Consider the following 25,549-nt stretch of genomic DNA (forward strand, 5'->3'; position numbering starts at 1 on the left):
GCCTAGCCCAGCATCAGCCACTGGCCCTGCGCCTTGCCGAACGCCATCGGTTGCTGCAGCGGAACACCCTGCAACATCGGCTGAAGGCAGATGTTCACGCGATCAAGCGGGACGGTGTCAACGTGTGGTTCCACACCTTCCGCTGCCGGGAAGAGCAGCATGTAGCCGTTGTCGCCGCTCATATCGAGCGCGTCGCTTTCCAACCCAACGGCGCCGAGCTTCATCTCGACGTACTCCTCCGGCTCACCCGGGCACACCGTGATGAAGCCGCCGTAGAGGTTTTCGTCGTACACCCGGGTCATGTCCACAAGTTCCGCAGCCACAACACCGCCGGCCGGCTTGATCTGCTCGATGGAGCGGGTGAGCGAGTTCGTCGGGGTCACCCCAGCCTGCGCCGCCGACGGGCGCGACTGCGGGATGAAAATGATCCCGATCAAAAGGACGATCCACAACACCGCGGCAAGCGCGATCCAACCACGTTCTCTGCTTGTCGTTTTGAGCATGAGCTAGAGCCTACTCGCCGCCCCGACGCCACGAAATTATTCGTGCCTCGGACTCCGGGTCCTTTTGCACCATGGTCTCGCGGTCCAGGGAGACATGGATGTATCCGTCCGTGAGCTGCTCCACCAGCCCCCCGCCCCACTCTGCGACCACCACGGCCTCGTCCAAGTCGGTGTCAAGATCGAGCGCGTCGAGTTCCGCTACCCCGCCGAGACGGTAGGCGTCCACGTGCACCAGATCCGGCCCGCCGCACGTGGAGCGGTGCTGCCGGGAGATGGTGAACGTCGGGCTAGTCACCCGCCCTTTCACCTGCAGGCCTTCCGCGATGCCCTGGGTGAATGTGGTTTTCCCGGCACCGAGGGGTCCGTCCAGGATCACCACGTCGCCAGCCTGCAACTGCGCGCCAAGTTCGCGGCCCAGCTCGCGGGTGTCGTCCGCGCCCTCGCAGATCCGCTGCCCCTCGGACGGCAGGCGGTACTCGCGGCGGGTGCGCCCGCGCGGGGCGCACACCACTTCATAGTTGATGGTGCCGGCGGCGTCCGCGAGCGTTGTCGCCGAGTCGCCGTCTGCCCCGAAGATCACGGCCTGATCGCCTGGGAGCACGCCCTCGGTGTTCTCGCCGAGCCACACCACGATCTGGTCCATGCACACGCGACCCACCTGCGGGTAGCTGGTGCCGTTAATGGTCACGTTCACCGCGCCCTGCCAGGAGCGCTGCACGCCGTCGGCGTAGCCCGCCGGCACCACAGCGGTCCAGCCGTTTTCCGGCGCCGCCCACGTGCGCGCGTAGCTGGTGGTCTCGCCGGCGCGCAGCGGTTTGACCGCCACCACGTCGCCGACCCACGACATGGCCGGGGTGAGCTCGTGCGTGCGCCCCGCAATCGGCTCCAGGCCGTACAGGCTCACGCCCGGGCGCACCATATCGAAATGCAGATCCGGCCTGCTCAGTGTGGCCGGTGAATTCGCCAGGTGGTTGCGCGGCACCTCCAGACCTGCCGCGCGGGCAGTGGCGATGGTCTCGCGGAACTGCTCGGCCTGGGTATCGGTGTAGGCGTCAGAGGGGTCGTCGGCGACAGCCAGGTGGCTCATCAACCCGGCCACCCGCAGCTTGCCCGCGTCTTCGGCGGCCTTAGCCAGTGCGAAGGCATTCTCCCAATCCAGAGGATCGATGCCGTTGCGGTGCATGCCCGTTTCCACTTGGAGGTAGACGGTGGGCACCGGATGGGCGTCGATAAGCGCCTGCAAATGCCGCACCGACGGCGCCGCAACCTCGACGCCAAGCGGCACCTCCTCGCCTGGTTCCCACAGCCACGCGAGTACAGGCAGGTCGGTGAGTGCACGTACGCGGATAGCCTCGGCGAACGTGGCAACGCCGAACCGGTCCGCGCCGGCCGCCTCCATGACAGGCACACAGCGCTCGACGCCGTGGTTGTAGGCGTCTGCTTTCACTACGCACATCAGCTCGGCTTCACCCGCGATCCCCTTGAGCAGGCGAGTGTTTTGTGCGATGGCCTCTAAATCAATGACAGCGCGCAGCGGGAACATGCGCCCAATGCTAGAGCAGGTGCGCCGCGCCCAACACGATCAGCATCACTGACACCGCCCACGTAGCAGTAAGCGTGACCGTCTCCGGGTGGTTGCGCGCCCACTCGAACCCCCTGCCCGCTGCAGAATCCGGACGCTTGCGCACCCAGCCGACGAGCAGGGCGCTCAACGTGGGAAGCGAAAGCGCCACCGAGGCGTACAGCACAATCGAGGTGTATCGCACCGCCGCGTCGATTCCGGAGGCAGACAGTAGCGCCAACCCGCCGTAGAAGGGCATAGACGTCGCGGACTGGATCAGGCCGAGGATGAAGCCGGTGAGCACCGTAAGCGGGCCCGGTGTGTTCAGCGAACGCAGGATACGCTGCGTGAGCGCCGAATTGTCCCCGCCCCGCAGAGCAAGGACGCCGGTCGCGACACCGGTGGCGATGAGCAGCCAGCCGAACGCGGGGCCTTCCACGAAGCGCTGCACGACCTCGCCGAGCCCGTCGAAAATAGCGAGCATGATCAGCGCCAAGGAGGCGACACCCAGCCAGTCGCCGGCGATGAGCAACGCCGTAGTTTTCGCATACCGCTTACTCGCGTTGGGCACGATGATGCCGACCGCCACGATGACGCCGATGAGCAGCAGATTCACCGAATCGATGAACGCGAGCTGCAGTGCTGGAAGCATCTCGGATCTCCTTTTGCGGCGTGATGTGGGTCTAGTGCTCGAAGAAGTGCGGGCTGCGAGTGCGCGCCGGACTCACCCTAGCGGAGGAGGACTTGCAGTAGAATTGCCGTCGTGTCTGCGAAGCTTAAAAAACTGTCCGATCTGTCAAAGCGGGGCCCGCACCGCGTCATGGTGGGCGACCTGGGCTACACCGGCCTGCCCGGCAAGGTGTACACCCCGGAAGAAGGCAAGGATCTGCCCGCCATCGCCTTCGGCCACGACTGGCTGAAAGACGTTGAAGATTACCACCGCACCCTGCGCCACCTGGCCAGCTGGGGTATCGCTGTAGCGGCGCCGGACACCGAGAAGGGCTACAACCCCGACCATCGCGGGTTCGCCGCCGACTTAGAGACGTGCCTGCAAATCCTTGCGGGCGTGCGGCTGGGCAACGGCAACATTTCCATCGCCCCGTCCAAGCTAGGCATCGCAGGCCACGGCATGGGCGGCGGCGCGGCCGTGCTCGCGGCAGTGGACAACCCGAAGGTGAAGGCCGTTGCTTCGATCTTCCCCTCCAACGTGGCCCCATCCGCGGTGGAGGCGGCGCGCAACCTGTTCACCCCCGGCATGGTGGTCGGCCCCGGCGAGGACAGCGACTCGCTGTTCGACCCGGGCAACCCCGCGAAGCTGGCGTACAACTGGGCTGGCGAAGCGGTATACCGCACGGTGAAGAAGGGCGACCAGCAAGGCTTTTCCGAGGACAGTGTGGTCAAGCGCATCCTCGGCCTGGGCAAGTCCGACCGCGGCCTGCAGGAGACGGTGCGCGGCCTGATGACCGGATACCTGCTGCACCAGCTCAACGGCGACAAAAAGTACGCCGACTTCTCCGAGCTGGACGCGGCAGGCTCCGGCGTGGAGTCGCTCACCGGCGAAAAGCTCGCCGACGCGGCGGGCCTCACCCGCGACGACGCGGGCTTCTCCCTGTTTTAGGGCTGGCTGCCCTCTTCGCGGGTAGCTCCGCCTGAACCGTGCTGCCGCGCCTGCAGCACCGCACGCACCTGGCGCTTCTGCTGCTGCGTTTTACGCGGACGCGGCAGGGAATAATCGCCGCGAGGCGGCTGGTACTGGTGGCGCGGCAACGTCTCGCGCGCAATTGCCTGCTGCTGCGCGGTGAACTCCATCTTGCGTTGCGTTTCCCGCATAACCGCCTCAAAGTCGGCCATTCGCTTCGCGGTGCGGCGCTGGTACTGCGCCGCGAACTCTGCGAAATCCATTTCCTACCACTCCCCCGTCTTCTTCACAGCCCACGGGTCCTCCGCCGGGGCGTTATTGGGCTGGGCCGCACCCTCTGCGGCCGGTGATGCTGGCGCATCCGGTGCTGCTGGCACCGCGGCGACCTGCGTGTGCGCCATCTTTTCCTGCGGTGGTGCCGGCTCCGGCACGTCTGCGAGCTCAGGCGGCGGCGCGATCACGCCCGTGCCGGTCGGCGTTGGTGCCGGGGCCGGTGGAGGCGGCGCGGGCGCGGGTGCCGGTTCGGGTGCCGGGGCCGATGCTGGTTCTGGGCACGGGCACGGCGGGCACTCCGCCGCCGAGGTGAAGCACTCCAGCGCGCCGAGCGCGGCCACGGCACCAACGGCACCGAACGCGCCGACCATCGCGGTCGGGTCCTGCAGTACCGGCGGCACGGATGGTGGCTGGAAACCGGCTACGTTCACCTTCGCGTCGAGATGCGCATCCAGCTTGGCGTCCACGCCGAAGTTAAACGACACCTCGAAACCCGGTGCCGACGCCGCCTGTGTGCCCACCGCGCCCGCCTGCAGTTTGGTGCCGGTGGTGGAGGTGTGCGGGCGGACGCGGAGCCGTCGATAAGCTGCCCCTGCTTTTCAAACTGCACCTGCGGCGCCGGGCTATCCTGCGCCGCCTCGCTTACGCATTTCGCGATCTGCTCGAGGCACTGCTCGATGACGCAGTTGCGGTCCCGGGTGGCCTCGCGGGCGTGCGAAAGCGCCTCGATGGCGAGATCCACGGCGGGCTGTACGAGCTGGGTGATGCCGCAGCGCAGCACGATGTCGAGGGTGCGGCGCACCGGCTCGAGCAGGCAGCGCACGGCAGTCTCGGCGGTGCTTACCACCTCGCTGATTGCGCTGCAGCAACGCTCGATGTCGGCCCCGATCTCGCGCACCCGGTCGAAATGGCGGCTCTCCAGCTCCTCGTCGCGGCGCTCGCGGCCGCGGATGCCCACATCGTCGAACCAGACGCTATCGTCCGCGGTGCACGTTCGCGCCGGCGTGGCCGGCCGTTCGCACGACGCACCGAGCGACACCCCTGCGGCGGCGAAAAGCTGCAGGTTCAAGCCGTTCGTGCACGCCTGGTCCCGCAACAAGTCCCCCGCCAGCCCCTGCACCTCGCTGCGTTGGCGCGCGGTGACCTCGGGTGCGCAACTGACGGTATCAACGAGATCGCGCACCTCGCGCTCGACCGTGGCTGTCGTGGTCACGGCGCCATCACCCCGCCCACCGCATCGCCGTTCGCCGCATCCGTTTCCGCAGCGGCCGACGCGAGCGCAAGCACCTGCTCCCAGTTGCGGGTGCGCGCGTGCAGGAAGCTTCTCGACGCCACGCCGAGCTCCTCCAACGCCTCCACAATCCGCATGCCGTGCTCACTGAAGCCCTCTCCGAACGCCGCCGGCGGCACAGCCGGGCGACTGGCCTCCATGTCGGCGGCAGCGTCGCGGTACGCCCCGATAGCCTCGCTGTACCGAGCGCGCACCGCCTGAACATCCATGTCAAACGTGTACACCAATTCCCCACCCCCAAAAGGATTGAAACCTAGAAAACCTGTCTCCTAGTTAGACTCCCCCAACGCCCCTTCGGTTCCCTACCGGGGCGAAATTTTTTCGTGCACCGCCAAAACTACACTGCGGCGACCACCGCCGCGAGCCGACCAGCAACTTTTCTCGCCTGCTCTTTGTCTGCGGCCTCCACCATGACACGGAAGAGCTCCTCGGTGCCTGAGGGTCGCAGCAGCACGCGGCCGGATTCTCCCAGGTCTGCCTCGGCTTCGGCGATGGCGGTGCTCACGGCAGCGTCGTCAAGAATGCGCGACTTGTCGCTCACCGGCACGTTGATCAGCACCTGCGGCAGCACCTGCATCACGCTCGCCAGCTCCGCGAGCGTCTTGCCCGTTTGCGCCATTCGCCCCATCAGCATTAGGCCGGAAAGTAGCCCGTCGCCGGTAGTGGCGTGCGCAGGCACCACGATGTGGCCCGACTGCTCGCCGCCGAGCGAAAAGTCGCCGCGGCCCAGCTCCTCGAGCACGTAGCGGTCGCCCACCTTCGTCTCGCGCATAGCGATACCTTCGCGCTCCATCGCCTGCTTCAGGCCCAGGTTCGACATCACCGTGGCCACCAGCGTGTTGTCGCGCAGCGCGTTGCTCTCCTTCATGCCCACCGCAAGGATGGCCATGATCTGGTCGCCGTCCACGATGTTGCCCTGCGCGTCCACCGCCAGGCAGCGATCGGCGTCGCCGTCGTGCGCCAAGCCAAGATCCGCGCCGTGCTCCACTACCGCGGCCTGGATCTGGTCCATGTGGGTCGAACCGGAGCCGTCGTTGATGTTGTACGCATTCGGCGAATTAAAAATCGGGATCACCGTGGCTCCTGCTGCGGCGTACGCCTTCGGGGCAACCTCGTACGCTGCGCCGTTCGCGCAGTCCACCACCACGCGGATCCCGTTAAGGTCCTGGCTCACCGCCTCCGCAAGGTGGGCCAGGTAGCGCTCCTGGGCGTCCAGGGATTCCTCGATCACGCGCCCGATGCTCGTGCCAGTCGGGCCGGTCTCCTCCAACGTGGCCATCGTGCGTTCAATCTCGTCCTCCACATGGTCCGGCAACTTGTGCCCGCCGGCGGAGAAGAACTTGATGCCGTTGTCCGGCATCGGGTTGTGCGAGGCGGAGATCATCACGCCGATATCGGCGCCGTAATCGTCGGTGAGAAACGCCAGGCCCGGGGTGGGGATCACGCCTACGCGCAGTACGTCCACGCCCTTGGACGCCATGCCGGCGGCCATCGCCGCGGCGAGCATCTCGCCGGATACACGCGGGTCGCGCCCGATGATCGCCGTGGGGCGACGCTTGCCCGCGCGGCGGTCCTTTGTCAGCACCGTCGCCGCCGCAGCACCCAACTTCAACGCGAGCGAAGCAGTCAACGCCTCGTTAGCCAGGCCGCGGACACCGTCAGTTCCGAACAATCGAGTCATGCGCAACATTATGCCTGACACCACTACCCCACCCGCGGACGGCCCACCCCAGGCTGGCAGTCGCAACCTAGCCCGCCGCACGGAAGCGGCCGCCACCCGAAACGCGGGTGACGGCCGTAAATGCCCGGAAGCGATTAACGCTTGGAGTACTGCGGTGCGCGACGGGCCTTGTGCAGACCAGCCTTCTTGCGCTCCACGGCACGGGAGTCACGGGTGAGCAGGCCAGCCTTCTTCAGGGTCGGGCGCTCAGCCGGGTTGTAGATGTTCAGTGCGCGGGCGATAGCCAGGCGCAGTGCACCGGACTGGCCGGTCGGGCCGCCGCCGGAGATGTTCGCCTTGATGTCGAACTGGCCCTCGCGCTCAAGCAGCGTCAGCGGGGAGAGGATATCCTGCTGGTGCAGCTTGTTCGGGAAGTACTCCTCGAACTCGCGGCCGTTGACGGTGATCTTGCCCTCGCCCTCGGTCACGGTGACACGAGCGATGGCACGCTTACGGCGGCCAACGGTCTGGATCGGGCCCTCGTGCAGCGGGGCAACCTCAACGGTCTCCTCGGTCTCGTCGACCTCGGGTGCGATTGCGTCGCCGATGGTGTAGTTGAACTCCTCGGTCGCTGCGGTCGCGGCGTCGAGGTCCATGTCGGCGCCCAGGTTCTCTTCTGCGAAGTTGTTCGGCTCGGTCATTACTGTGCCACCTGCTTAAACTCGTAGGTTTCCGGCTGCTGGGCGGCGTACGGGTGCTCGTCGCCGACGAAGACGTGCAGCTTCTTGATGGACTGACGGGAAAGCTTGTTGTGCGGCATCATGCCCTTCACAGCTTCCTCGATCACGCGGTCCGGACGCTCGTCCAGCGCGCGACCGAGAGTCATGGACTTCAGACCACCCGGGTAACCGGAGTGGCGGTAGCGCATCTCACGCTCGCGCTTGTTGGACGAGATGTGGATCTTGTCGGCGTTGATCACAATGACGTGATCGCCGGTGTCGACGTTCGGCGCGTACTGCGGCTTGTGCTTCCCGCGCAGGATGTCTGCGACGGTGGAAGCGAGCTTGCCCAGCACCACGTCGGTCGCGTCGATGACGTACCACTTACGGGTAATGTCACCGCTCTTCGGGTGGTAAGTAGACATGCACGACTCCTTAAAGTCTGTCTAGATGCTGCCGGCCAGAAACGTATCTCGTGTGTTTCGCTGCCCGCGGCGGCCGGTGGAGACCCGTGGCTGGCGTATGCAAACACACAGGGAGCACACCTTACGCGGTGAAGCACCCAAACACCAAAAGGCGCCGCCGCAGGAATTCCCCCATCCTGCGCCGGCGCCTTCGGCATCCCCCGGTCCCCCGTTTCCCCCTAGTGGATGCGCCGGGTACGCGCCGCGCCCGTCCCCCGAATGGATCGGCGCGCCCCCGACGCAAGTTTTTGGCGTCCCCCTTTTTCTCGCTTAGCCCCAGCTGTTGGCGGCGGCGTTGTTGACGGCGAGCATGTTCGCGTTGCCGTCTTCAACCGTGGTGGCGATCTGGTTGAGGATCTGGTTCAGCTCCTCGGCCGCCTGGTCCCACTTCGCCTGGTGCGCCTGGTAGGCGGTGGCGGCGCTGCCCCTCCAGGTCTCCGCCATGGGCTGGAGCATCTGCTTGAGCTCAGCCAGGTCGCCGTTGATGCGGGCTGCGGAGGAACGCAGGTCCTCCGAGGCGTTGGTGATCTGGGCGAAGTCGTACTTGATTTCCATAGGTGTATCCCCCGTTTTCTTTAGAGTGCCAGGCCGCCGGAGAGCTGGCGGAGGTTGTCGGTGTTGGTGGCGTCGGTGTTTTCGAAGTTCTTGGCGTTGTCGCGGATGTTCACCGCGATGTCGGCCAGGGCCTCGGACAGGCGCTTTTGGGCATCGTCGTAACGTACCATCAGCTCGTCGAAGCTGGCTTGGGCGCGACCGACCCAAAAACCTCTGGTGGATTCGGCGACTTGTTGGATGCGGTCGATTTCGCGGTTGACGTCCGCGTTGGTTTCGTCCGTGCGGTCTGCGGCCGCGCGCATCACGTCGGCTTCTGTTGCGAACTGCTCCATGTGTGGTTTCCCCCTCGGTATTTTCTTGAGAAGCTAGGCAGCCGGATTTTTGCTGCTAGGTATTAGACGCAAGGTTTGCGCCTTCGGTTCCATCGGTTGCAAAAGTTTTTTGAAATTCTGCGGAATCCATGGCCATGCGGCACGTTGCGCGCTGCACAGTGGTGGGTTCGAAGCGGGTGTGGCAGCCGACGAAGAGCTGCGTGTTGCCCTCGGGCCACGTCTTCCACAGCGCTTGCGAGCCGTCGGCGGCGCGCTCGAGGTAGGTGACGAAATGCCCGTCGGATTCCACCAGCTCGATTTCCGGATCGGCCTCGATGTCGGCGATGAGCTGCTCGGACATCGTCGCGGCGGGCAGCTGGTAGAGCTGCTCGACGAAGATGTGCAGCCGGAAGTTCGGGTCCTCGCCGGTCGCGCGCCAGGTGTCCCCCTCCGCGTCCGCGTCGAGCACAAACCCCGCGGGCACTTCCACGCTCAGGCCGTCTTTTTCTAGGCGCACGGTTGCTTCGGGCACATTGCTTATCGACGCCTCCGGTGCCCCACCATCGTCTTCACCCGCCACCTCGTCCTGCATGGGCGTGGGATCTAGCGCAGGCTCCGGGTCGGCCGCGACGTCGGGCCCGCCTCCACCGGAGAAAACCGTGGCGTAGAGCACCCCGGCCACCACGGCGGCAACAACGGCCACCACAGCGGCGATGATCCAGCCGGAGCGGTCACCCTCGGGTTCGACTGCCTGCCAGGAGTCGGTGGGTGGGTCGGGGAGGTAGTCGTCGTCAAGCTCAAGCTCCTCTACCTCCAGCTCAATGTCGTAGCCGGCCAGTGCGTGCTCGAGCTCGCGCAGGCGCGCGTGGTCGGCGGCGATATGCACCCGCGCGCCGTCCGGCTGCGGGCCGAGCACTTGGCGCACGTAGCTCGCGATCTCGCGGCTCGACGGCGCGTCGAAGCGGTGCACGTTCGCAGCCCCGGTGAACACTGTGGACATATCGGTCGCGGTGATCCGCAACGCTGGCGCGGTGTCGCGTTGAGCCGTCGTCACAGCGCGCCTCCTTCCTGATACGGAGCCGCGAGCTGAATCGTGCCCTTCGGCTCACTCTGCACTAGCGTGGCGCGGCCAGGCACTTGCGGGCCGGGGCGCACCCCGAACAACTGTCCCTCCTCGCGGGTGCCGTCCATCACCAACACATCCGGGTGCACGTCCTTCAACGCGGCGAGGAAGCCGGAGAACAACGCGCGCGATACCCCGCCGAACTTCCGGGCCACCACAACGCGCAGGCCCACGTCCCGCGCGTGCGGCAAGAGGGCGACCACAGGGCGCAACGGATCCTCGCCCACCAGGTCGAGGTCGTCGATGACCAGGTAGATGTCTGGGCCCTGCCACCAGGAACGCTGGGCGAGCTGTTCTGCGGTCACATCCGCGCCGGGAAGACGCTGGTTAAGCGTGGTGCACATCGCCCTGACCGCCTCTGTGATCGAGCTGTTGGAAGCGGCGTACGCGGCCACCATCGTCTCCTCGGCGCGGCCCAGGTGGGCGCGACGCGGGTCCAGGATCACCATGCGCGCTTGCTCGCGCGGCATCGCCTCGATCGCCGTGATGGCGCTAGCGACGAAGGTGGACTTACCACTCCCGGACGCTCCGATGGCCAGCACGTGCCCGCCCGCGTAAACCGGCTCCAGGCCGGCCCCGCCGACACCAAGTGGAATGCGCCCGACCTCCCCGGTCACAAGCGGGGCGGCCTCGACGTGGCGCGGCAACACCTTGAGCCGCGGCACCGGCGCGCGACCTGCAACCCGGTCGGTGATCTGCGCGATGTCCTCCGCGTTGACACGGGCGAAGAGGAGGTGACGGCCGTCCGGGGTGAGACCGCGGCCCGGGGTGGCGGGCAGCTTCTCCTGCACCTTGCGGTCGATCATCGAATCCATTGGTTCCGTGAGCTTCAGCTCAAAGCGAGTGCCAACCAGGTCGCGCACGTTCGCCCGGATGGCGTTCCAGCGCTGCGTGGTAACCACCAGGTGCACCCCGGCGGCCGGGCCCTCGGAGGCTATGCGCGCCAGCGGGTCGCGCAGGTCCTCCGTCTTTGCGTCCGCGGCAAGCAATGCGTGCCAGCCGTCGACCACCAGCACCGTCGGGCGCGGAGCGTCCAGGACACCAAGCACCTCGTCCACCACGCGGCGCACGCGTTCCTCGTCGCCCTTGCCCGCCACGCCTGCGACGTGCGGCAGGTGCGCCAGGTCCCGGAAGTTCCCGCCGCCGGCGTCGATGACGTACACGGCGTAGTCCGCTTCCGCCAACGACGCCACAAGGGTGTGCACCGCGGTGGACTTGCCCGTCTGGGGCCCGCCAGCAATCGCGACGTGCCCGCCAGCGGCTTCCAGGTTGATACGAAGGGGCAGTTGGCGTTGCCGGTAGGGCTCGTCGATAAGCCCAACTGCCCCTGGCGCGACCTGTGCGAGCGAAACCTCTGCGGGCAGCGGCGGCAGCCACACCTGGTGCGCCGACATGCCCAGCGCTGCCGCGACCTCGCGGGACTTTTCCACCACCGCGCCGAGCACCGTCGTGGAGTGATCGGTGTCCACCTGCACCACGGGCTCCGCCTCCACCTCGTCGCCGGTGAATACGCGCACCCCGGATGTCTCCTCGCGGTGCTCCGCCACCTCGCGGGTGAGCGGGCCTGAGACGTACGCGGCGCGGAAACGCACCAGGTCCATGCCCGCCTTGAGGTAGCCCGAACCCGGCTCACCTGGCAGCTCGTAAGCATCCGGCACACCGAGGACCTGCCGCGACTCTCCCGCTGAGAACGTCTTCAACCCAATGCGGTATGACAAGTGGCTGTCCAAGCCCCGCAGCTTGCCCTCCTCCAAACGCTGGGAGGCGAGCAAAAGGTGCACGCCGAGCGAACGGCCGAGCCTGCCCACCGCCACGAACAGGTCCGCGAAGTGCGGGTGCTGGCTGAGCAGCTCAGAAAACTCGTCCACCACGATGAGCAGCGCCGGCAACGGATCCATCTCGGGTGCCGCCCGGCGCGCCTCGGCGTAATCGGTGGTGTTGGCGAAGTTGCCGGCCGCGCGCAGCAGCTCCTGGCGGCGGTTCAGCTCGCCCGATATCGCATCGAACATGCGCTCCACCAGCACCGCTTCGTCTTCCAGGTTAGTAATCACGGCGGCGGTGTGCGGCAGTGATTCGCACCCGAGGAACGTGGCGCCGCCTTTGAAGTCCACGAGCACGAAGTTGAGTTCCTCGGGTGAATGCGTGGCGGCGAGCGCTGCCACAAGTGTCCTGAGCAACTCGGATTTTCCGCTGCCCGTGGCCCCGATGCACAGGCCGTGCGGGCCCATGCCGCCGTGCGCCGCCTCCTTGACGTCGAGGTACACCGCGTCGCCGTCGGGGGTTGCGCCGATCGGCACCGTGAGCCGCTGGCGCGAACCCTGCCTGCCCGGCCACATGGTGTGCGCATCCAGCGCCTCGATGTCTGCGATGCCGAGCATGGGCAGCAGGCCGCCGCCCTGGGTCCGCGTCGCGTTGTCCGGGCGGCGGTAAAAGGCCAGCCGGCGCGCCACGTACTCCGCCTCGCGGGCTGAGAACGCATCCGGCACCCCAAGGGTTTCCGTGCCCTGCTCGGTCACCGCGCCCAGGGTGTCGTCGCAGATGAGGTGGAAGGTGTCGCCGTCGATGCAGTAGTCAGGGTCCGGGTGCACGTAAATGGTGCAGTCGGCGTCGGAGGTGGCGGGGTGGTCACCGGAGGCGTCGATAAGCGCGACGCGAAACCGTGCATCCCGCGACCGCGAGTGCGGCAACCACTTTGCCCACCCGAACGGCGCGCTGATGGAAACGAGCTCCGGGCCGTGGAAAAACGCCAGCTGCACCACGATGGAGCGCGCCACCTCGAGTGCTCTCGGTCCTGCGAGCGTGATGGTGGGAAAGGCGTCGAGTTGCACCACAATCGGCATTCCGGCAACTGTGCCGACTGCCGCGACGGTGCGGCGCACGCTCACCGCACACACCGGGTCCAAATCCTCCGGGCTGCCCGGATCCTCCACCTCAACCGGCGTGCACAACGCGCCGTTGCCCGTGCCCAGGCGCACCGTGAGCGCCAACGGGGACGACGCCGCGCGCTCCCACACCCGCTCCGTGGGCACCGCCGCGGCCAGCTCGCCCGGCGCGGGGTGCAAGGTTGTGTAGTGCTCGCGCTGCCGATCAGCATTGCCACGCGCCTTGCCCGCAAGGGCGTCAAGGTGGCGCAGGTAGACGCGCCGGGTCTCGTCGATGTCGCCCTGGCGCTGGCCCGGGGAGAACATGCCCACCAGGCCGAACAGCATCATGAGCGGGAAGATGAGCATCATCGGGCTCATGGCGCGGCCGGACAGCATCATCAACGCCATCACCGCGCCGATGGCCACCACCATGACCACCGGAATCAGAATTTTCACCACCGGCGCGGGCTGCTGTTTCTGTGCCGCGGGAACCGGTTCGACCCGCAGCACCCCATGCGGCAGCGGCGGCAGCTCCGGCTCGCTCGCCGTGGGCACGAGCACCGGATTGTGGTCTAGGCCAAGCAAAATTTTCCCCCCCTTATTTATTGCTCCCCAGTTCCCCCGAACTGTGGACGTGAGGGCAATTGTAAGCCATACTGTGTTCCACTGCGCGGCGAATGGGGTGCCGCGCACGGGATTGACTAGCCGGATGATTTTTCGGGGGGAAGAATTTTGGTTGCCACTTCGGCGCACCACATTGTGCGCGTTACCGTGCGTGTTTCCGTCGCCGGGTTCCACCGTGACATCGACGTCACGCTGCCCACGTCGTCCACCTTTGCAGAGGTGCTGCCGGAGCTAGCCAGGTTGGTGGATCTGCCTGAGATCCACCGCCCGTGGGAGGTTTCCACCGTCGGCGGGGCGCCTCTGGACATGCACACGCCGCTGTATCAGCTCAAGCTTTTCGACGGCTCCGCGGTGGCCCTCCGCCCCCAAGAACACGTAGCGCCCCCGGTGGTGCGCGACGCGGCGGATGCGCTACGGGAAGTGGGCCACACCGCGCGCCAGCTGCGGGGCTTGGACGTCGCAGCGACGTACGCGGGGCTTGTGGCGCTTTTTATGTGCGCGGGTGTGTTCTTCACCCCGGCGCAGGCGCTGGCCGTAACCGGCCTGGTGGCGCTGTGCGTTGCAGTCGTGGGTGCCTCGCGCGCGGTGTACTTCGCCGTGCCGTGCTGCTTCGCGCTGTGCGCCGGGCTGTGGGTCGCGGGCCCAGACCCGCAGGGGGCGGACGTGGCGTACGGGGTGTTTGCCGCCGCGGCTGCCGCAGCACTCGCCGCCGGCGCCGGAATGGGCATGCGGCTCTTTGGCGCAGCGGAGGCCGCGTTCGTGTGCGCGGTGTGCGCGATGGTGTCCTGCGGCGCGCTCGGCGTGTGGCTGCCGGCTGCACTCGCACCTGCGGCGTTGACATTGCTTGCCGCGGTGCTGCTTGTAATGGCCACACCGGGTACCGCCACCCGCGTTGCCGGGTTGGCGGTGCCCCGGGTGCCCACGGCTGGCGAGGAGTTCGACCGGGCCGACGCGTACCAACTCGATGTGGACGCGCGCAGCCGGTCGGCGGCGTCGGTGGCCGCAGCGCTGAGCGTGGCAGTTACGGTGTGCGCCCTTCCGGCGCTGGCCCGCATCGCGCTCGCCGGCGGGGTGTGGCCGTTCGCGCTGTGTGTCTGCCTCGCTGGCGCGCTGGTGGTGCACGCCTCCAGGCACCACTGGGCGGTGCCGCGCGCGTGTTTGACCGCCGTTTCGCTCGCCGCGGTGGTGGCTGCCGCGGTGTCGGCCGCGCGCGGCGAGGTGCACCCGGCGGTGATGGTGATTGCGATGGCAGTATCGCTCGGCGCCGCCACGGCTGTGGTCTGGGCGCAGCGAGTGGGCGATTTAGAGCCCACCACCGTGGTGTGGTTCGAGCGCGCTGAAGCCGCCGCTATCATCGCGTTCTTCCCGCTCGCGGTGCACCTCACCGGCCTGTTCGACCTGATCAGGGGGTTGTAGGCCATGCGTTTTATGCCCGTGGCCGCGCTCGCCGCACTGCTGGTCCCGGTGCCGGCCGCCGCGCAGGATTACGCATGCGCGGTACCCGCGAGCGCTCAGGCGCCGCAGGTTACGGAGGAGGTTTCGCAGTTGCGCAGCTTTGCGACGGGCTCCGGGATCACCGTCGCAGTCATCGACACCGGAGTCGCCGCCCACCCAGAGCTGCGCCGATTGCGCGGCGGGAGGGACTTCGTGGGCGAGGACCCGCTGTTCGACTGCGATTCACATGGCACCGTTGTCGCCGGAGTGATCGCCGGGGCGACCACGGGCATCGCGCCGGGCGCAGAAGTGGTCTCCGTGCGCCAGACGTCCGCGCACTACCGCGACTCGCCCGGCGAGGAGTCGGCCGCTGGCAACCTGCGCACGCTCGCCGAGGCGATTCACAACGCGCTCGACGAGGGTGCGCGGGTGATCAACATCTCCGTCGTGTCCTGCGTCGACCCCGGGCTGGCCGCGCGTATCGACGACGCGGTGGTGCGCGACGCGCTCACCCGCGCCGAACGCGAAGGCGCCGTGGTGGTCGCGGCCGCCGGCAACGCCTCGCCCGACTGCGAGCCGGGGTTCACCGTCTACCCGGCGCACTACCCCACCGTGCTGGCGGTGGCCGCCCGCGATGACGCGCACACTGTCGCGGGCTACTCACTCGGGGCGACGCTATCGGCCGAGGGCCACGTCGCGCACGCGCTGTCCTCGCGCGGGGCAGGTTGGGCTGACGGCACCCTGGCCAATGACGGCGTGCGGGCCTACCAGGGCACCTCGTTCGCCGCTCCGGTGGTCAGCGGTGCGGTTGCACTGTTGCTCTCACGCCACCCACACCTTTCGCCCGCCGAGGTGCGCGAGCTGGTGCACGCCGCCGCGCAACCGGGTGGTGGCGCAGTGACCCCGATTGCGGTGCTCACCCAGCTGCGCCCGGACGCGGTGGCGGAGAACCCGCCGCTGAGCGTCGAACCCGCGGATGCGCGCGTCTCCCGCGCCGGCGTCCGCCTGGGGAACCTGGGCGTGGCGCTGCTCGCGGCAGCGGTCCTTGCGCTTGCGGCCGCCGCGACCCGCAGGCGCAGCGAGTACCGCTAATAGGTGGCAGTGAGCGCCGCCTCCCGGCTCAGCTCGGCGCCCTCCGGGAGGAGGGAGATAATCTCCCACGGCACCTGCTCCACGTGCTCGGCACCCACCGTTGCGAGTGTGTCCTTGTCCGGCGCGCTGTGGCGCAGCCCGTTGGCGGAGACCACGTGGTAGCCGTGGCCCGAGTCCACGCCCACCGAGCCGCCCGCAAGACCCGCGAAGTGCGTGGCTATCGACGCCCCGGACAGCTCCACACCCTCCGGCACCTGCGCTAATGTGGCGCCGCCGCGTGCTTGCGTCACGCACACCGCGCGCGTTTCCGGGTCCACCCACCGCGGGGCGTGCGCGGGCAGGCGCAGCTCGAGATCGCCGTCCGGGTAGGAGGCCAGTTCGTCGCGGGGGACGGTTTTCTCGGCGGCGCCCGCGTCGAGAAGCATTGCGCGCTGCGTGGGCGTGGCCTTTTGCACCGCACCGTTGTGAAGGAGCCAAGTGTCCTCGCCGGTGTGCAGTAATTCCGGCAGCGGGTTCGGCAGCACCATCGGGGGCAACTCGCGCAGCGCTGTGAGGATCTGCGACGGCGGGGCCCACACCGGAGTGCCCGCGCCCACGCCCAGGCCGCGGCGCACGATGCGCCCCTCCGGCGAGGTCTCCGGCGGGAGCAACTGGCGGCCCTCAGCGGTGACCAGCCATTGGCGGGAGCCGTCGGTGGCCAGCACGGCTTCGTCGATAAGCAATTGCTCCGGCGCCTCACCCGCGATGACCGTGGTGTTGCACACCGACCAAAACGCCTCCGGGCTGTCCTGCGGCGCGAACATCGACGGCGCCGCGACGATGCCGACCGGGATGCCGCGGCCCATCGCCGCCAAATGCTCGTCGCCAACCCGCGCCGGCTCCTCCGCCGCCCCCGCAATCAACCGCGCGGAGGTGAGGTTGGTCACCGGGTGCACCGCCTCGCCCACGCGCACGTACAGGCTGCCGTCCGACGCCCGAATAATCGGCGCCTCGCCCGGATTGGGATTCGGCCGCATCCACGCAAACAACCCCATCACCCCCGCAATCAGCACCACCGCAGCCAACCCAAACACCGCCGCGCGACGCCGCGACGCCAACGGGTCGTGGATCATGCGGATATCCCCGAACATCAAACCGTGCTCCACACGCCGACGCATGAACCTATGCCCAGACACCTGAGCACGCGTAGTAGGCAACACACGAGCCATTTGCTCCCCCTCCCCCGAGTAAGTCTTTCTCACCCTACACGGGGAGCGGTCCTCCCGCGCGCCCTGTGACGCTTCGATGCCGGTTTAGGGTGACCCCACACCGTGCAACCGAACCCAAAAAAGGAGACACACCATGCACCGAAACACACGCGCCACCGCAGCCGCCGCAAGCCTCATGCTCGCCGCCGCAGGACTCACCGCCTGCAGCGCAAGCGCCGGCGGCGAGATCCCGGAGGGCTACTACCGCCTCAAAGACGACAGCGAATCCCGCACGGAACTGAAGATCTACGGCGGCGACAACCACTACTGCACCGTAGAAGTCAAGGAAACCCCGAACTCCCCGCTCGAGCGCGAAAAATGCTTCTTCGACCCGGAGACCGGCTCGTTTACCACCGAGAAGTACTTCGAGGAAGGCACCTACTCCATCAACGGCGAAACGATCACCGTGAAGTTCCCGGAGTTGGGCAAGCTGGTCTTCGAGTACGTGGAAGACAAGTAGAGCGCTACTACCACGCTGGCTGCCCCGCTTGACCCGCCTGGTTTGCCAGGAGGTCGGCGGCGCTTTCGAATTTCGGCAGCTTGTCCGAGCCGTGCTGGAGGGCGTCCTTGCGCATCGCCTTCAGCTCGGCCTTCGAGAACGCGCTGTTGACGGCGAAGATAGCTGTATCGCCCCTGCTGTAAACCGGCGTGAGCCCCTCGGAGACCCACGGGGCGCGCAGCATGTCGTAGCGCGGCAGCTGGTGGCTCCAAAACGAGCCCGGGCTGACAATGAAGAAGCGCACGTCCAGCTCTTCTACCGCGCGGTCCGCCGGGTTGCGCTTACTCACCGTCTGCTCGCCGATGAAATCCGCGTGGCGCAACAGCGTCTCCGTCGCCGAGCCGATGCCAGCAACCGCGCTTTGGTAGTGGCGGGACACGGTGGGCACCCCGGCGTAGGCGTAGAGCCAGGAGTGGCCGTCGGCCGGATCGCCCATGGTCACCCCTTCGTGGGCGGCTGGCTGGTTGGCCAGCCAGTCGAAAGCCGCCAGGTCGTCTGCGTTGACCATTCGGTCGATGGTGCGCGGGGCCTCGAACGCCGCCTTCGCGCCCGTTTCCGCCGCCGCGCGCACTTGCGGCACCGCCACAGCGCCTGCGACGAGGGCTAACGCAGCGGAGGCTGCGGCCGACGCCTTAATGTGCCGCTGGTAGCGCTCCGCCGCCGGGGCGAGGGTAACCAACCGAATCGCCGCCGCCACAGCGATAGCCGCGGCCGCCACGACGCTCATCGCTACCGGCATGATGAGGCGGTGCGCGGTGTTGTAGTGCAGGTTTGCCACCACTGCGACCACGTCGCCGAACCAGTTGTCGATGGGTTCGAGCGCGTGCGCCGCCGCCGCAAGCGAGACGACGTAGAACAGCACCGGCCACACCTGGAAGCGCCACAGCACCATCACCAGCGCGCCGGCGCCGGCCAGCCAGAGCCACACCGTGGCGTCAAAGCCTGGGAAGAAGTCCTCCACGTGTCGCGTTTCCATCCACAGCGCGGTGCCCCAGGCACTGCCCGAGCTTTTCAGATCGCGCGGCTGCCAGCCCGCCACCTCGCTCGCCTGGTCCGCACCCGCCAGCACTTGGGGCAGGAACACTATCGACGCAACAAGCGCCGGCAACGCCATCCACACCGTATCCCCCACCCGGCTGTGCGACGGCCGCACGAGGGTGGAGGTGAGCCAGAACAACACCACCGCGAGCACGACCACCGTCACCGCCGACGGGTGCACGCACAACACTCCTAAGAACCCGATACCCGCCGACAGCGCCCCGGCGCGCGCATCCGGCACGGAGACGAACTGCCACACCACCATGCCCGTCAGACCGATGGCGAACAGGTACGGCCACATGCCGACGTACTCCGGCACCCACAGCACCTGCGGCAGCGCGTATACGAATATGGCCGCCAGCCCCGCCGCGATCTGCGCCGTCAGCCCCGTGGAGCGCAAGAACGCAAACACCAAGCAGGCCATGCTCACGGGGAAAGCGATGCCGGGCAGCACGGTGGAGGCGACGTTCAACGCCGGGATAGGCTCCAGCCCCGCCGCCTCTGCGTACAGGGCAACTCCAGCGTGATAGGCCGACGGGTACAGCTGGCCCGCGTGCGTTTCCACATTGAGTAGCTCGCCCATCCGCGTCGGCGAGGCGACCCCCTCGTCCATGATGAAGCGCACCAGGTTGGCGTGCCACTGCACGTCCCAGCCCTGCACAATGTTCATCACCCCGTTGGGCGTGCGCACCAGCCAGGAAAGCCGGTCCGAGATGATCGTTGCCGCGCCAGCCACAACGCCCACAGCAGGCAGGATCCAGTACGGGTCTGCGATGCTTCGCCTGCGACGCTGCGCCCCGGAGCCCGGGAAAAGAGCCCGGCGCCACGACACCTCCTGCCCGCGGGCCCGTCGCGCAAACAGATAGCGCCACGCCCCCGCGATGCATAGCGCGCCAATCACGCTGAGCGCAAACGTAAACAGCCCGAACGGGGCGCGCACCAACCCCCAGAACCACGCGGCCATACCCACCACGCCAAACGTGACCGGCAACGCACCAGCCATCGCCGCAGGCGCCTTCAGCCCGGCCACCCAGTTCACCAAAAACCCGGGGAGCACAAAGAAGCACACCGCGAACCACGCCGCAGCAGCTGTGCCCATGTGCGTCTCCTTCCCGCGCAAGCCGAGGCGTTCCCCGGTAACGCAAGAAGCCTACATCTCGCGCCTGGCGCGGGTTGCCTCGGCGCGCGCGCCGAGCTGAGCAGCCGGCGGGTACTCCACTCCGACCAGGGTGAGCCCCTTCGCCGGGGCGAGCGGGACATCGGCCGCGCGCTCGTCGCGAAGTAAAAGCTCCCCCGGCCACGACTCGGGCTTACGGCCCGCCCCAACCGTCAGACACGTGGCCACCAGTGCGCGCACCATGTTCCAGCAGAACGCGTCCGCCGTGATCCGGGCCTCGTACAACATGGGCTCCGGCTCGCTCCACGCAAACGCGTGCACGTCGCGGATGGTGGTGGCGTGCTCCTTCGGACGACAAAACGCCGCGAAGTCGTGCAGGCCGACAACCGTGTCCGCGCACGCCTGCGCGAGATCCAAGTCCACCGGCTTACCCCACACCGCGGTGTCGCGCGCACGCGCAGGCATCGCCCCGGCCGGGTGCGTGGTCACCCGGTAGACGTAAGTGCGGGTGAGGGCCGAAAAGCGGGCGTCGAAAAGCGGCGGTGCCTCCTCAACCCCCATTACCCGCACGTCCTCCGGCAAAAGCTTTGCTAATCGACGCACAAGCCGCGCCGGGTCGCCGTCGAGCGAGCGCTGATCCAACGACGCGCGCGAGATGTCGGCGTGCGCAACCTGACCGCTGGCGTGCACCCCGGCATCCGTGCGGCCCGCGACGGTGAGGCGCACGTCCTCGCGCAGCACCAAACTCAACGCTTCCTCGACGGTCTGCTGCACCGTGCGCAGCCCGCCCTTCTGGCGCGCCCACCCGTGGAAATCCGTCCCGTCGTACGCGATGTCGAAACGCAGGCGCAGCGCGTCATCCGGGGTGGGCATCATGGGTGGGGATTGTAGCCCAGGGACGAGAAATGCCCCGCAGTGGTCACACTGCGGGGCACGTGAGCGGCGGGGACTTACTTGTCCTCGGCCTCGATCTCCTCGACCTTCTCGTCAACCTCGGCGTCGGCGGCCGGGGCGTCCAGCTGCGACTCCTCGTCAGCCGGCACCTCCTCAACCTCGACGATCTCCTCGGTCACGCCGGGCTCGTCGGTCTCCTCGACCACGGTCTCCTCAACGATGACCTCGTCCTCGGTCTCGGTGACGGTGCGCTCCGGCTCCGCAGCCTGCTTGGAGGCAGCGGCGCGTGCAGCGCGGGTCGCCTCAGAAGACACGGTCTCCTCGAGCACGAGGGAGATCTGCGTCATCGGGGCGTTGTCGCCGGAACGGTTCGGCAGTTTGATCGAGCGGGTGTAGCCGCCCTCGCGGTTCTCGAACTGCGGCGCGAGCTCGTTGCACAGGTATGCAGCGATCTCCTTGCTCGGCAGCTGAGCGGCAACTGCGCGGCGGTCAGCCACGGAGCCCTTCTTCGCCTTCGTGATCAGCTTCTCGGCGTACGGACGCAGCATCTTCGCTTTAGCGTCCGTGGTCTTGATAGCGCCGTGCTCGAACAGGGACTGCGCCAGGTTAGCCAGCATGTGCTGCTGGTGGCTGGCGGACCCTCCGAGACGGGCACCCTTCTTCGGGGTAGGCATATTCGTACTCCTCGTTTGCGGTTAAGTGTGCGTAAGCGAGCGCGTGCTCTTTGGCTTACTCGGTCTCGTCCGCGCTGGTGTCCACGTAATCCCCAGTCTCGGCGTCGTAGCCTTCAATCTGGGTCGGGTCGAAATCATCCGGCGCATCCTTCAAGGTCAAGCCCAGGTTCGCGAGCTTGATCTTCACCTCATTGATCGACTTCTGGCCGAAGTTGCGGATATCCAGCAGATCGCTCTCGGTGCACTCTGCGAGCTCACCAACGGTGTGGATCTCCTGACGCTTCAGGCAGTTGTACGAACGGACGGAGAAGTTCAGGTCCTCGATCGGCGTGGAGTACGCGGCGATGTACTCGGTCTCCTGCGCCGACGGGCCGATCTCGATGCCCTCAGCCGCCGTGTTCAGCTCGCGCGCCAGGCCGAAGAGCTCCACCAGGGTGGAACCGGCCGACGCCAGAGCGTCGCGGGCGGTCATGGAGTTCTTGGTCTCCACGTCGATGATGAGCTTGTCGAAGTCGGTGCGCTGCTCAACACGGGTTGCCTCAACCTTGTAGGCAACGCGGGTGACCGGCGAGTAGATCTGGTCGACCGGAATGCGGCCGGCCTCACCACCGGAGTTCGGCATGGCCGGAACGTAGCCGCGGCCACGCTCGACAACAAGCTCCATCTCCAGGCGAGCCTGCTCGTTGAGCGAGGCGATGTGCAGATCCGGGTTGTGGATCTCAACGCCAGCCGGCGGCTCAATGTCGCCAGCGGTGACGTTGCCCGGGCCCTCAACGGCCAGGTGCATGACTACCGGCTCGTCCGAGTCGGAGGACAGCACCATGTCCTTGATGTTGAGGATGATCTCAGAGACGTTCTCCTTGATGCCGTTGATCGTGGTGAACTCGTGGAGCACACCGTCGATCTTGATCGAAGTCACGGCCGCGCCCGGGATGGACGACAGCAGCGTGCGGCGCAGGGAGTTGCCCAGGGTATAGCCGAAACCAGGCTCGAGCGGCTCGATGACGAACTTCGAGCGGTTGGTGTCGATGTACTCCTCGGTCAATTCAGGACGCTGAGAGATGAGCATGAACTTCTCCTTTGTCGGCTCCCGCTATATGAAGCCGGTAGGAATGGATATTCGGGATGTTTCGCACCCGCAAAGATAACGTGTAAACCTTGCGTGCGCGGTGGTGAAGTAACTGGGTTACTTCGAGTAAAGCTCGACGATGAGCTGCTCCTGCAGCGGCACGTCGATCTGAGCGCGCTCGGGCAGCTGGTGCACGAGGATGCGCAGGGTGTCCGGAACGACCTGCAGCCAAGCCGGAACGACAGCCTCCATCAGGTTGTCCTGGGCCTCTTCGAACCAGAGCATGTTGCGGGACTTGTCGCGGACATCAATGATGTCGTACTGGGTGACGGCGAAGGACGGAACGTCGACCTTCTTGCCGTTGACCGTGAAGTGGCCGTGGGAGACCAGCTGACGTGCCTGACGGCGGGTCTTTGCCAGACCAGCGCGGTAGACAACGTTATCCAAGCGGGACTCCAGCAGGATGAGCAGGTTGTCGCCGGTCTTACCCTGGCGACGGTTCGCCTCTTCGTAGTAGCGGCGGAACTGCTTCTCCATCACGCCGTAGGTGAAGCGAGCCTTCTGCTTCTCCTGCAGCTGGAGCAGGTACTCGGACTCCTTGATGCGAGCGCGGCCAGCCTGCCCCGGAGGGTAGGGGCGACGCTCGAAGGACATGTCGCCGCCGACCAGGTCGACGCGGAGGCGACGGGACTTACGGGTAGCAGGGCCGGTGTAACGAGCCATGTTTCTCTTACCTCTTTCCTTTCAGCCTTAAACGCGACGACGCTTCGGCGGACGGCAGCCGTTGAACGGCTGCGGCGTCACGTCGGAGATCGACGACACCTCCAGGCCGGCGGCCTGGAGCGAACGGATAGCGGTCTCGCGGCCGGAGCCCGGACCCTTAACAAAAACGTCGACCTTCTTCATGCCGTGGTCCATGGCCTTGCGGGCGGCGTTCTCTGCAGCCATCTGCGCGGCGAACGGCGTGGACTTACGGGAGCCCTTGAAGCCGACGTGGCCGGAAGATGCCCAGGAAATCACGTTGCCCTGCGGGTCCGTGATGGACACGATGGTGTTGTTGAAGGTGGACTTGATGTATGCGTGGCCTGCAGCCACATTCTTCTTTACGGTGCGGCGTCCACGACGCGCACCACGAGTCTGAGGAGGCATAGGTTACTTCTTCTTTCCTGCGATAGTCTTCTTCGGGCCCTTGCGGGTGCGCGCGTTGGTCTTCGTGCGCTGACCGCGGACAGGCAGGCCACGACGGTGGCGCATGCCCTGGTAGGAGCCGATTTCAATCTTGCGGCGGATGTCTGCCTGCACCTCGCGGCGCAGGTCGCCCTCTACGGTGTAGGAGGACTCAATCGCGTCACGCAGCGCGGAGAGCTGCTCGTCGGAGAGATCGTCCGTGCGCAGGTCGGGAGAAATGCCGGTCTTCTCCAGCAGTTCCTTGGATCGGGTTGCACCGATGCCGTAAATGTAGGTGAGAGCGATCTCCATGCGCTTGTTGCGCGGGAGATCAACACCAGCTAGACGTGCCATGAGGTACGTGCCTTTCGGGTTGTTACGGTGGTTTTCTCCCCACCCGTCCACGCCAGACAACACTTTGTCCGGGCCGTGCCGGAGAGTGGGTTGTGGTTACGCGCGGCTCCAGCCACCGTGGCCAGAGGTAGGCGATTCCCGGGTGAACCGGGCAATCTGGGTGAGGAGGCTTAAAGACTTACTTGTAACGGTAAGTAATACGTCCGCGGTCCAGGTCGTAGGGAGACAGCTCCACCACGACGCGGTCCTCCGGGAGGATGCGGATGTAGTGCTGGCGCATCTTGCCACTGATGTGGGCAAGAACCTCGTGCCCGTTGTCCAGTTCGACACGGAACATCGCGTTCTTCAAAGGCTCGATGATACGGCCTTCAACCTCGATTGCGCCTTCTTTTGCCATACACTCCACTTCCTACAGCACCTACGTTTTAGCAGGTGGCAGACGTTTAATACCGGTCAAGTCGGTGCGTTACACACACCGACGTACCATCATATGCCTTTACCTGCGCAAACACAAACCCCGCCGCGTGGTCCACGGCGGGGCATGATGCTTATCGACGTTAGCTTGCGCTAGTACACGTACACCTTGTCGCCGATCTGCAGGTCGTTGAAGTAACGCTGCGCATCGTGGCGGTACATGCGGATGCAGCCGTGCGACAGGATGGCCGGGTCGCCCTCGTGGAACGCGATGCCGTTGTAGGTGAAGTACGTCGCGTATGGCATCGGCGCGTTGCCGAACTCCCAGGAGATCTCGTCCTTGACCTTGCGATTGACGTAGAACGTGCCACGCGGGGTTTCGTAGCCGGGGCGGCCCGGGCCGATCAGGCCGGACTGGTAGTACATCTGGCCGTTGTTCTGCAGCCAGGAGCGGCGGCCGTCGAGGTCGATGCAGGCCTTCGCGTCAGGCGGGCACGGGCCGTAGTCGAACCCAGTGCGCGGAGCGGGCGCAGGTGCCGGTGCGGGGGCCGGAGCCGGCTTCGGCTTCGGCTTGGGCTTGGGCTTGGGGGTCTTCTCCGCGATCAGGCCCGGGAAGAACTGCTCGACGATGCGGTCGATTTCCTTCTTCGCGCGCGCTGGCAGCGTCGGGTCGATCGCCGCCAGCGAGTCTGCCTGGCGGCGCAGGTTGTTGCGCACGTCCCAAGCGGCGTTGCGGGCGTTGCGGTTGAGCTGGGCGATCTGCTTTTCCACCTGGGCAGTGAAGGAATCCAGGCTGGAGCCGGCCGGCGCCTGGACGCCGGGGCGCGGGGCCGGCGCCGCCTCGGCGACAACCGGGGCGGTCAGCGAGGCGACGACACCGGCGCCGGCGAGGAAGGTGGTGGCACGCCGCTTCAGCGGCGACGGCTTAGCGTGACGGGGGCGGTAAGACATGGCGGAAGTATA

The 25,549-nt window shown here is 66.8% G+C and carries 28 protein-coding genes; 4 read left to right on the forward strand and 24 right to left on the reverse strand.

Annotated elements, in window-relative coordinates:
- Positions 1 to 2: 2 nt before the first annotated feature.
- The 3 genes from HWX32_RS08920 to HWX32_RS08930 are packed head-to-tail and all read right to left on the reverse strand — an operon-like array spanning position 3 to position 2,716.
- On the reverse strand, positions 3 to 503 hold the full coding sequence (locus tag HWX32_RS08920; protein ID WP_175935592.1) for a hypothetical protein: 501 nt from the start codon (positions 501 to 503) through the stop codon (positions 3 to 5).
- 10 nt (positions 504 to 513) lie between these two features.
- Entirely contained in the window at positions 514 to 2,046 is a 1,533-nt protein-coding gene (alr, locus tag HWX32_RS08925) for an alanine racemase (protein ID WP_175935593.1), read from the reverse strand.
- A gap of 10 nt (positions 2,047 to 2,056) precedes the next feature.
- On the reverse strand, positions 2,057 to 2,716 hold the full coding sequence (locus HWX32_RS08930; protein WP_175935594.1) for a hypothetical protein: 660 nt from the start codon (positions 2,714 to 2,716) through the stop codon (positions 2,057 to 2,059).
- A 111-nt stretch (positions 2,717 to 2,827) separates the two neighbouring features.
- Between HWX32_RS08930 and HWX32_RS08935 the strand changes: the two genes are divergently transcribed.
- Positions 2,828 to 3,682 (forward strand): dienelactone hydrolase family protein, encoded by an 855-nt coding sequence (locus tag HWX32_RS08935; protein ID WP_175935595.1) that lies wholly within the window; start codon positions 2,828 to 2,830, stop codon positions 3,680 to 3,682.
- Here the strand turns inward: HWX32_RS08935 and HWX32_RS08940 are convergent.
- The 11 genes from HWX32_RS08940 to eccCa form a co-directional block, all read right to left on the reverse strand.
- On the reverse strand, positions 3,679 to 3,966 hold the full coding sequence (locus HWX32_RS08940; protein WP_175935596.1) for a hypothetical protein: 288 nt from the start codon (positions 3,964 to 3,966) through the stop codon (positions 3,679 to 3,681). The genes HWX32_RS08935 and HWX32_RS08940 overlap by 4 nt on opposite strands.
- A gap of 3 nt (positions 3,967 to 3,969) precedes the next feature.
- Positions 3,970 to 4,461 carry a hypothetical protein gene (locus tag HWX32_RS08945; protein ID WP_175935597.1) on the reverse strand — a complete coding sequence of 164 codons (492 nt, stop codon included), beginning with the start codon at positions 4,459 to 4,461 and terminating at the stop codon, positions 3,970 to 3,972.
- Positions 4,404 to 5,189, reverse strand: coding sequence for a hypothetical protein (locus HWX32_RS08950; protein WP_175935598.1), 786 nt, complete (start codon positions 5,187 to 5,189; stop codon positions 4,404 to 4,406). Before HWX32_RS08950 ends, HWX32_RS08945 begins: the two co-directional genes overlap by 58 nt.
- Entirely contained in the window at positions 5,186 to 5,491 is a 306-nt protein-coding gene (locus HWX32_RS08955) for a hypothetical protein (protein WP_175935599.1), read from the reverse strand. Before HWX32_RS08955 ends, HWX32_RS08950 begins: the two co-directional genes overlap by 4 nt.
- Before the next feature lie 113 nt (positions 5,492 to 5,604).
- The gene (glmM, locus tag HWX32_RS08960; RefSeq protein ID WP_175935600.1) at positions 5,605 to 6,948 is read right to left on the reverse strand and encodes a phosphoglucosamine mutase; all 1,344 of its coding nucleotides are present in this window, start codon (positions 6,946 to 6,948) and stop codon (positions 5,605 to 5,607) included.
- A gap of 134 nt (positions 6,949 to 7,082) precedes the next feature.
- Positions 7,083 to 7,628 (reverse strand): 30S ribosomal protein S9, encoded by a 546-nt coding sequence (rpsI, locus tag HWX32_RS08965; RefSeq protein WP_175935601.1) that lies wholly within the window; start codon positions 7,626 to 7,628, stop codon positions 7,083 to 7,085.
- Positions 7,628 to 8,071, reverse strand: a complete 444-nt coding sequence (rplM, locus tag HWX32_RS08970) for a 50S ribosomal protein L13 (protein ID WP_075469181.1) — start codon at positions 8,069 to 8,071, stop codon at positions 7,628 to 7,630. Before rplM ends, rpsI begins: the two co-directional genes overlap by 1 nt.
- Before the next feature lie 309 nt (positions 8,072 to 8,380).
- Complete coding sequence (locus HWX32_RS08975; protein WP_075469180.1) at positions 8,381 to 8,665, reverse strand: WXG100 family type VII secretion target; 285 nt, start codon at positions 8,663 to 8,665, stop codon at positions 8,381 to 8,383.
- A gap of 20 nt (positions 8,666 to 8,685) precedes the next feature.
- Positions 8,686 to 8,997: a WXG100 family type VII secretion target gene (locus HWX32_RS08980; RefSeq protein WP_075469179.1), complete on the reverse strand. Its 312-nt coding sequence runs from the start codon at positions 8,995 to 8,997 to the stop codon at positions 8,686 to 8,688.
- Positions 8,998 to 9,052: 55 nt separating this feature from the next.
- Positions 9,053 to 10,030, reverse strand: coding sequence for a type VII secretion-associated protein (locus HWX32_RS08985; protein WP_175935602.1), 978 nt, complete (start codon positions 10,028 to 10,030; stop codon positions 9,053 to 9,055).
- A complete protein-coding gene (gene eccCa, locus HWX32_RS08990; protein ID WP_175935603.1) occupies positions 10,027 to 13,548 on the reverse strand; it encodes a type VII secretion protein EccCa in 3,522 nt (1,173 codons plus the stop codon). Before eccCa ends, HWX32_RS08985 begins: the two co-directional genes overlap by 4 nt.
- 147 nt (positions 13,549 to 13,695) lie before the next feature.
- Between eccCa and eccD the strand changes: the two genes are divergently transcribed.
- The gene (gene eccD / locus HWX32_RS08995; protein WP_175935604.1) at positions 13,696 to 15,003 is read left to right on the forward strand and encodes a type VII secretion integral membrane protein EccD; all 1,308 of its coding nucleotides are present in this window, start codon (positions 13,696 to 13,698) and stop codon (positions 15,001 to 15,003) included.
- Between the two features lie 3 nt (positions 15,004 to 15,006).
- Positions 15,007 to 16,113 (forward strand): S8 family serine peptidase, encoded by a 1,107-nt coding sequence (locus HWX32_RS09000; RefSeq protein ID WP_254868369.1) that lies wholly within the window; start codon positions 15,007 to 15,009, stop codon positions 16,111 to 16,113.
- On the opposite strand, the gene eccB is transcribed toward HWX32_RS09000, so the two are convergent.
- Complete coding sequence (gene eccB / locus HWX32_RS09005) at positions 16,110 to 17,321, reverse strand: type VII secretion protein EccB (RefSeq protein ID WP_175935605.1); 1,212 nt, start codon at positions 17,319 to 17,321, stop codon at positions 16,110 to 16,112. The genes HWX32_RS09000 and eccB overlap by 4 nt on opposite strands.
- 133 nt (positions 17,322 to 17,454) lie before the next feature.
- Here eccB and HWX32_RS09010 point away from each other — a divergent pair, with 133 nt between their 5' ends.
- Positions 17,455 to 17,820: a hypothetical protein gene (locus HWX32_RS09010; protein WP_075469173.1), complete on the forward strand. Its 366-nt coding sequence runs from the start codon at positions 17,455 to 17,457 to the stop codon at positions 17,818 to 17,820.
- 7 nt (positions 17,821 to 17,827) lie between these two features.
- Here the strand turns inward: HWX32_RS09010 and HWX32_RS09015 are convergent, their stop codons facing one another.
- The 9 genes from HWX32_RS09015 to HWX32_RS09055 form a co-directional block, all read right to left on the reverse strand.
- On the reverse strand, positions 17,828 to 19,996 hold the full coding sequence (locus HWX32_RS09015; protein ID WP_175935606.1) for a DUF6541 family protein: 2,169 nt from the start codon (positions 19,994 to 19,996) through the stop codon (positions 17,828 to 17,830).
- A gap of 51 nt (positions 19,997 to 20,047) precedes the next feature.
- Positions 20,048 to 20,890: a tRNA pseudouridine(38-40) synthase TruA gene (gene truA, locus HWX32_RS09020; RefSeq protein ID WP_175935607.1), complete on the reverse strand. Its 843-nt coding sequence runs from the start codon at positions 20,888 to 20,890 to the stop codon at positions 20,048 to 20,050.
- Positions 20,891 to 20,964: 74 nt separating this feature from the next.
- Positions 20,965 to 21,582: a 50S ribosomal protein L17 gene (gene rplQ, locus HWX32_RS09025; protein ID WP_075469171.1), complete on the reverse strand. Its 618-nt coding sequence runs from the start codon at positions 21,580 to 21,582 to the stop codon at positions 20,965 to 20,967.
- Positions 21,583 to 21,637: 55 nt separating this feature from the next.
- Complete coding sequence (locus tag HWX32_RS09030) at positions 21,638 to 22,651, reverse strand: DNA-directed RNA polymerase subunit alpha (RefSeq protein WP_075469170.1); 1,014 nt, start codon at positions 22,649 to 22,651, stop codon at positions 21,638 to 21,640.
- A gap of 117 nt (positions 22,652 to 22,768) precedes the next feature.
- A complete protein-coding gene (gene rpsD / locus HWX32_RS09035; RefSeq protein ID WP_075469169.1) occupies positions 22,769 to 23,374 on the reverse strand; it encodes a 30S ribosomal protein S4 in 606 nt (201 codons plus the stop codon).
- Between the two features lie 27 nt (positions 23,375 to 23,401).
- Positions 23,402 to 23,800 carry a 30S ribosomal protein S11 gene (gene rpsK / locus HWX32_RS09040; RefSeq protein WP_075469168.1) on the reverse strand — a complete coding sequence of 133 codons (399 nt, stop codon included), beginning with the start codon at positions 23,798 to 23,800 and terminating at the stop codon, positions 23,402 to 23,404.
- Positions 23,801 to 23,803: 3 nt separating this feature from the next.
- Positions 23,804 to 24,172, reverse strand: coding sequence for a 30S ribosomal protein S13 (rpsM, locus tag HWX32_RS09045; protein ID WP_075469184.1), 369 nt, complete (start codon positions 24,170 to 24,172; stop codon positions 23,804 to 23,806).
- A gap of 178 nt (positions 24,173 to 24,350) precedes the next feature.
- Positions 24,351 to 24,569 carry a translation initiation factor IF-1 gene (gene infA, locus HWX32_RS09050; protein WP_042405263.1) on the reverse strand — a complete coding sequence of 73 codons (219 nt, stop codon included), beginning with the start codon at positions 24,567 to 24,569 and terminating at the stop codon, positions 24,351 to 24,353.
- 170 nt (positions 24,570 to 24,739) lie between these two features.
- The gene (locus tag HWX32_RS09055; RefSeq protein WP_175935608.1) at positions 24,740 to 25,537 is read right to left on the reverse strand and encodes a L,D-transpeptidase; all 798 of its coding nucleotides are present in this window, start codon (positions 25,535 to 25,537) and stop codon (positions 24,740 to 24,742) included.
- Between the last annotated feature and the right edge of the window lie 12 nt (positions 25,538 to 25,549).

Origin of the sequence: Corynebacterium sp. Marseille-P4321 (assembly GCF_903645305.1) — a bacterium.
In the GTDB taxonomy this organism is placed as follows: domain Bacteria; phylum Actinomycetota; class Actinomycetes; order Mycobacteriales; family Mycobacteriaceae; genus Corynebacterium.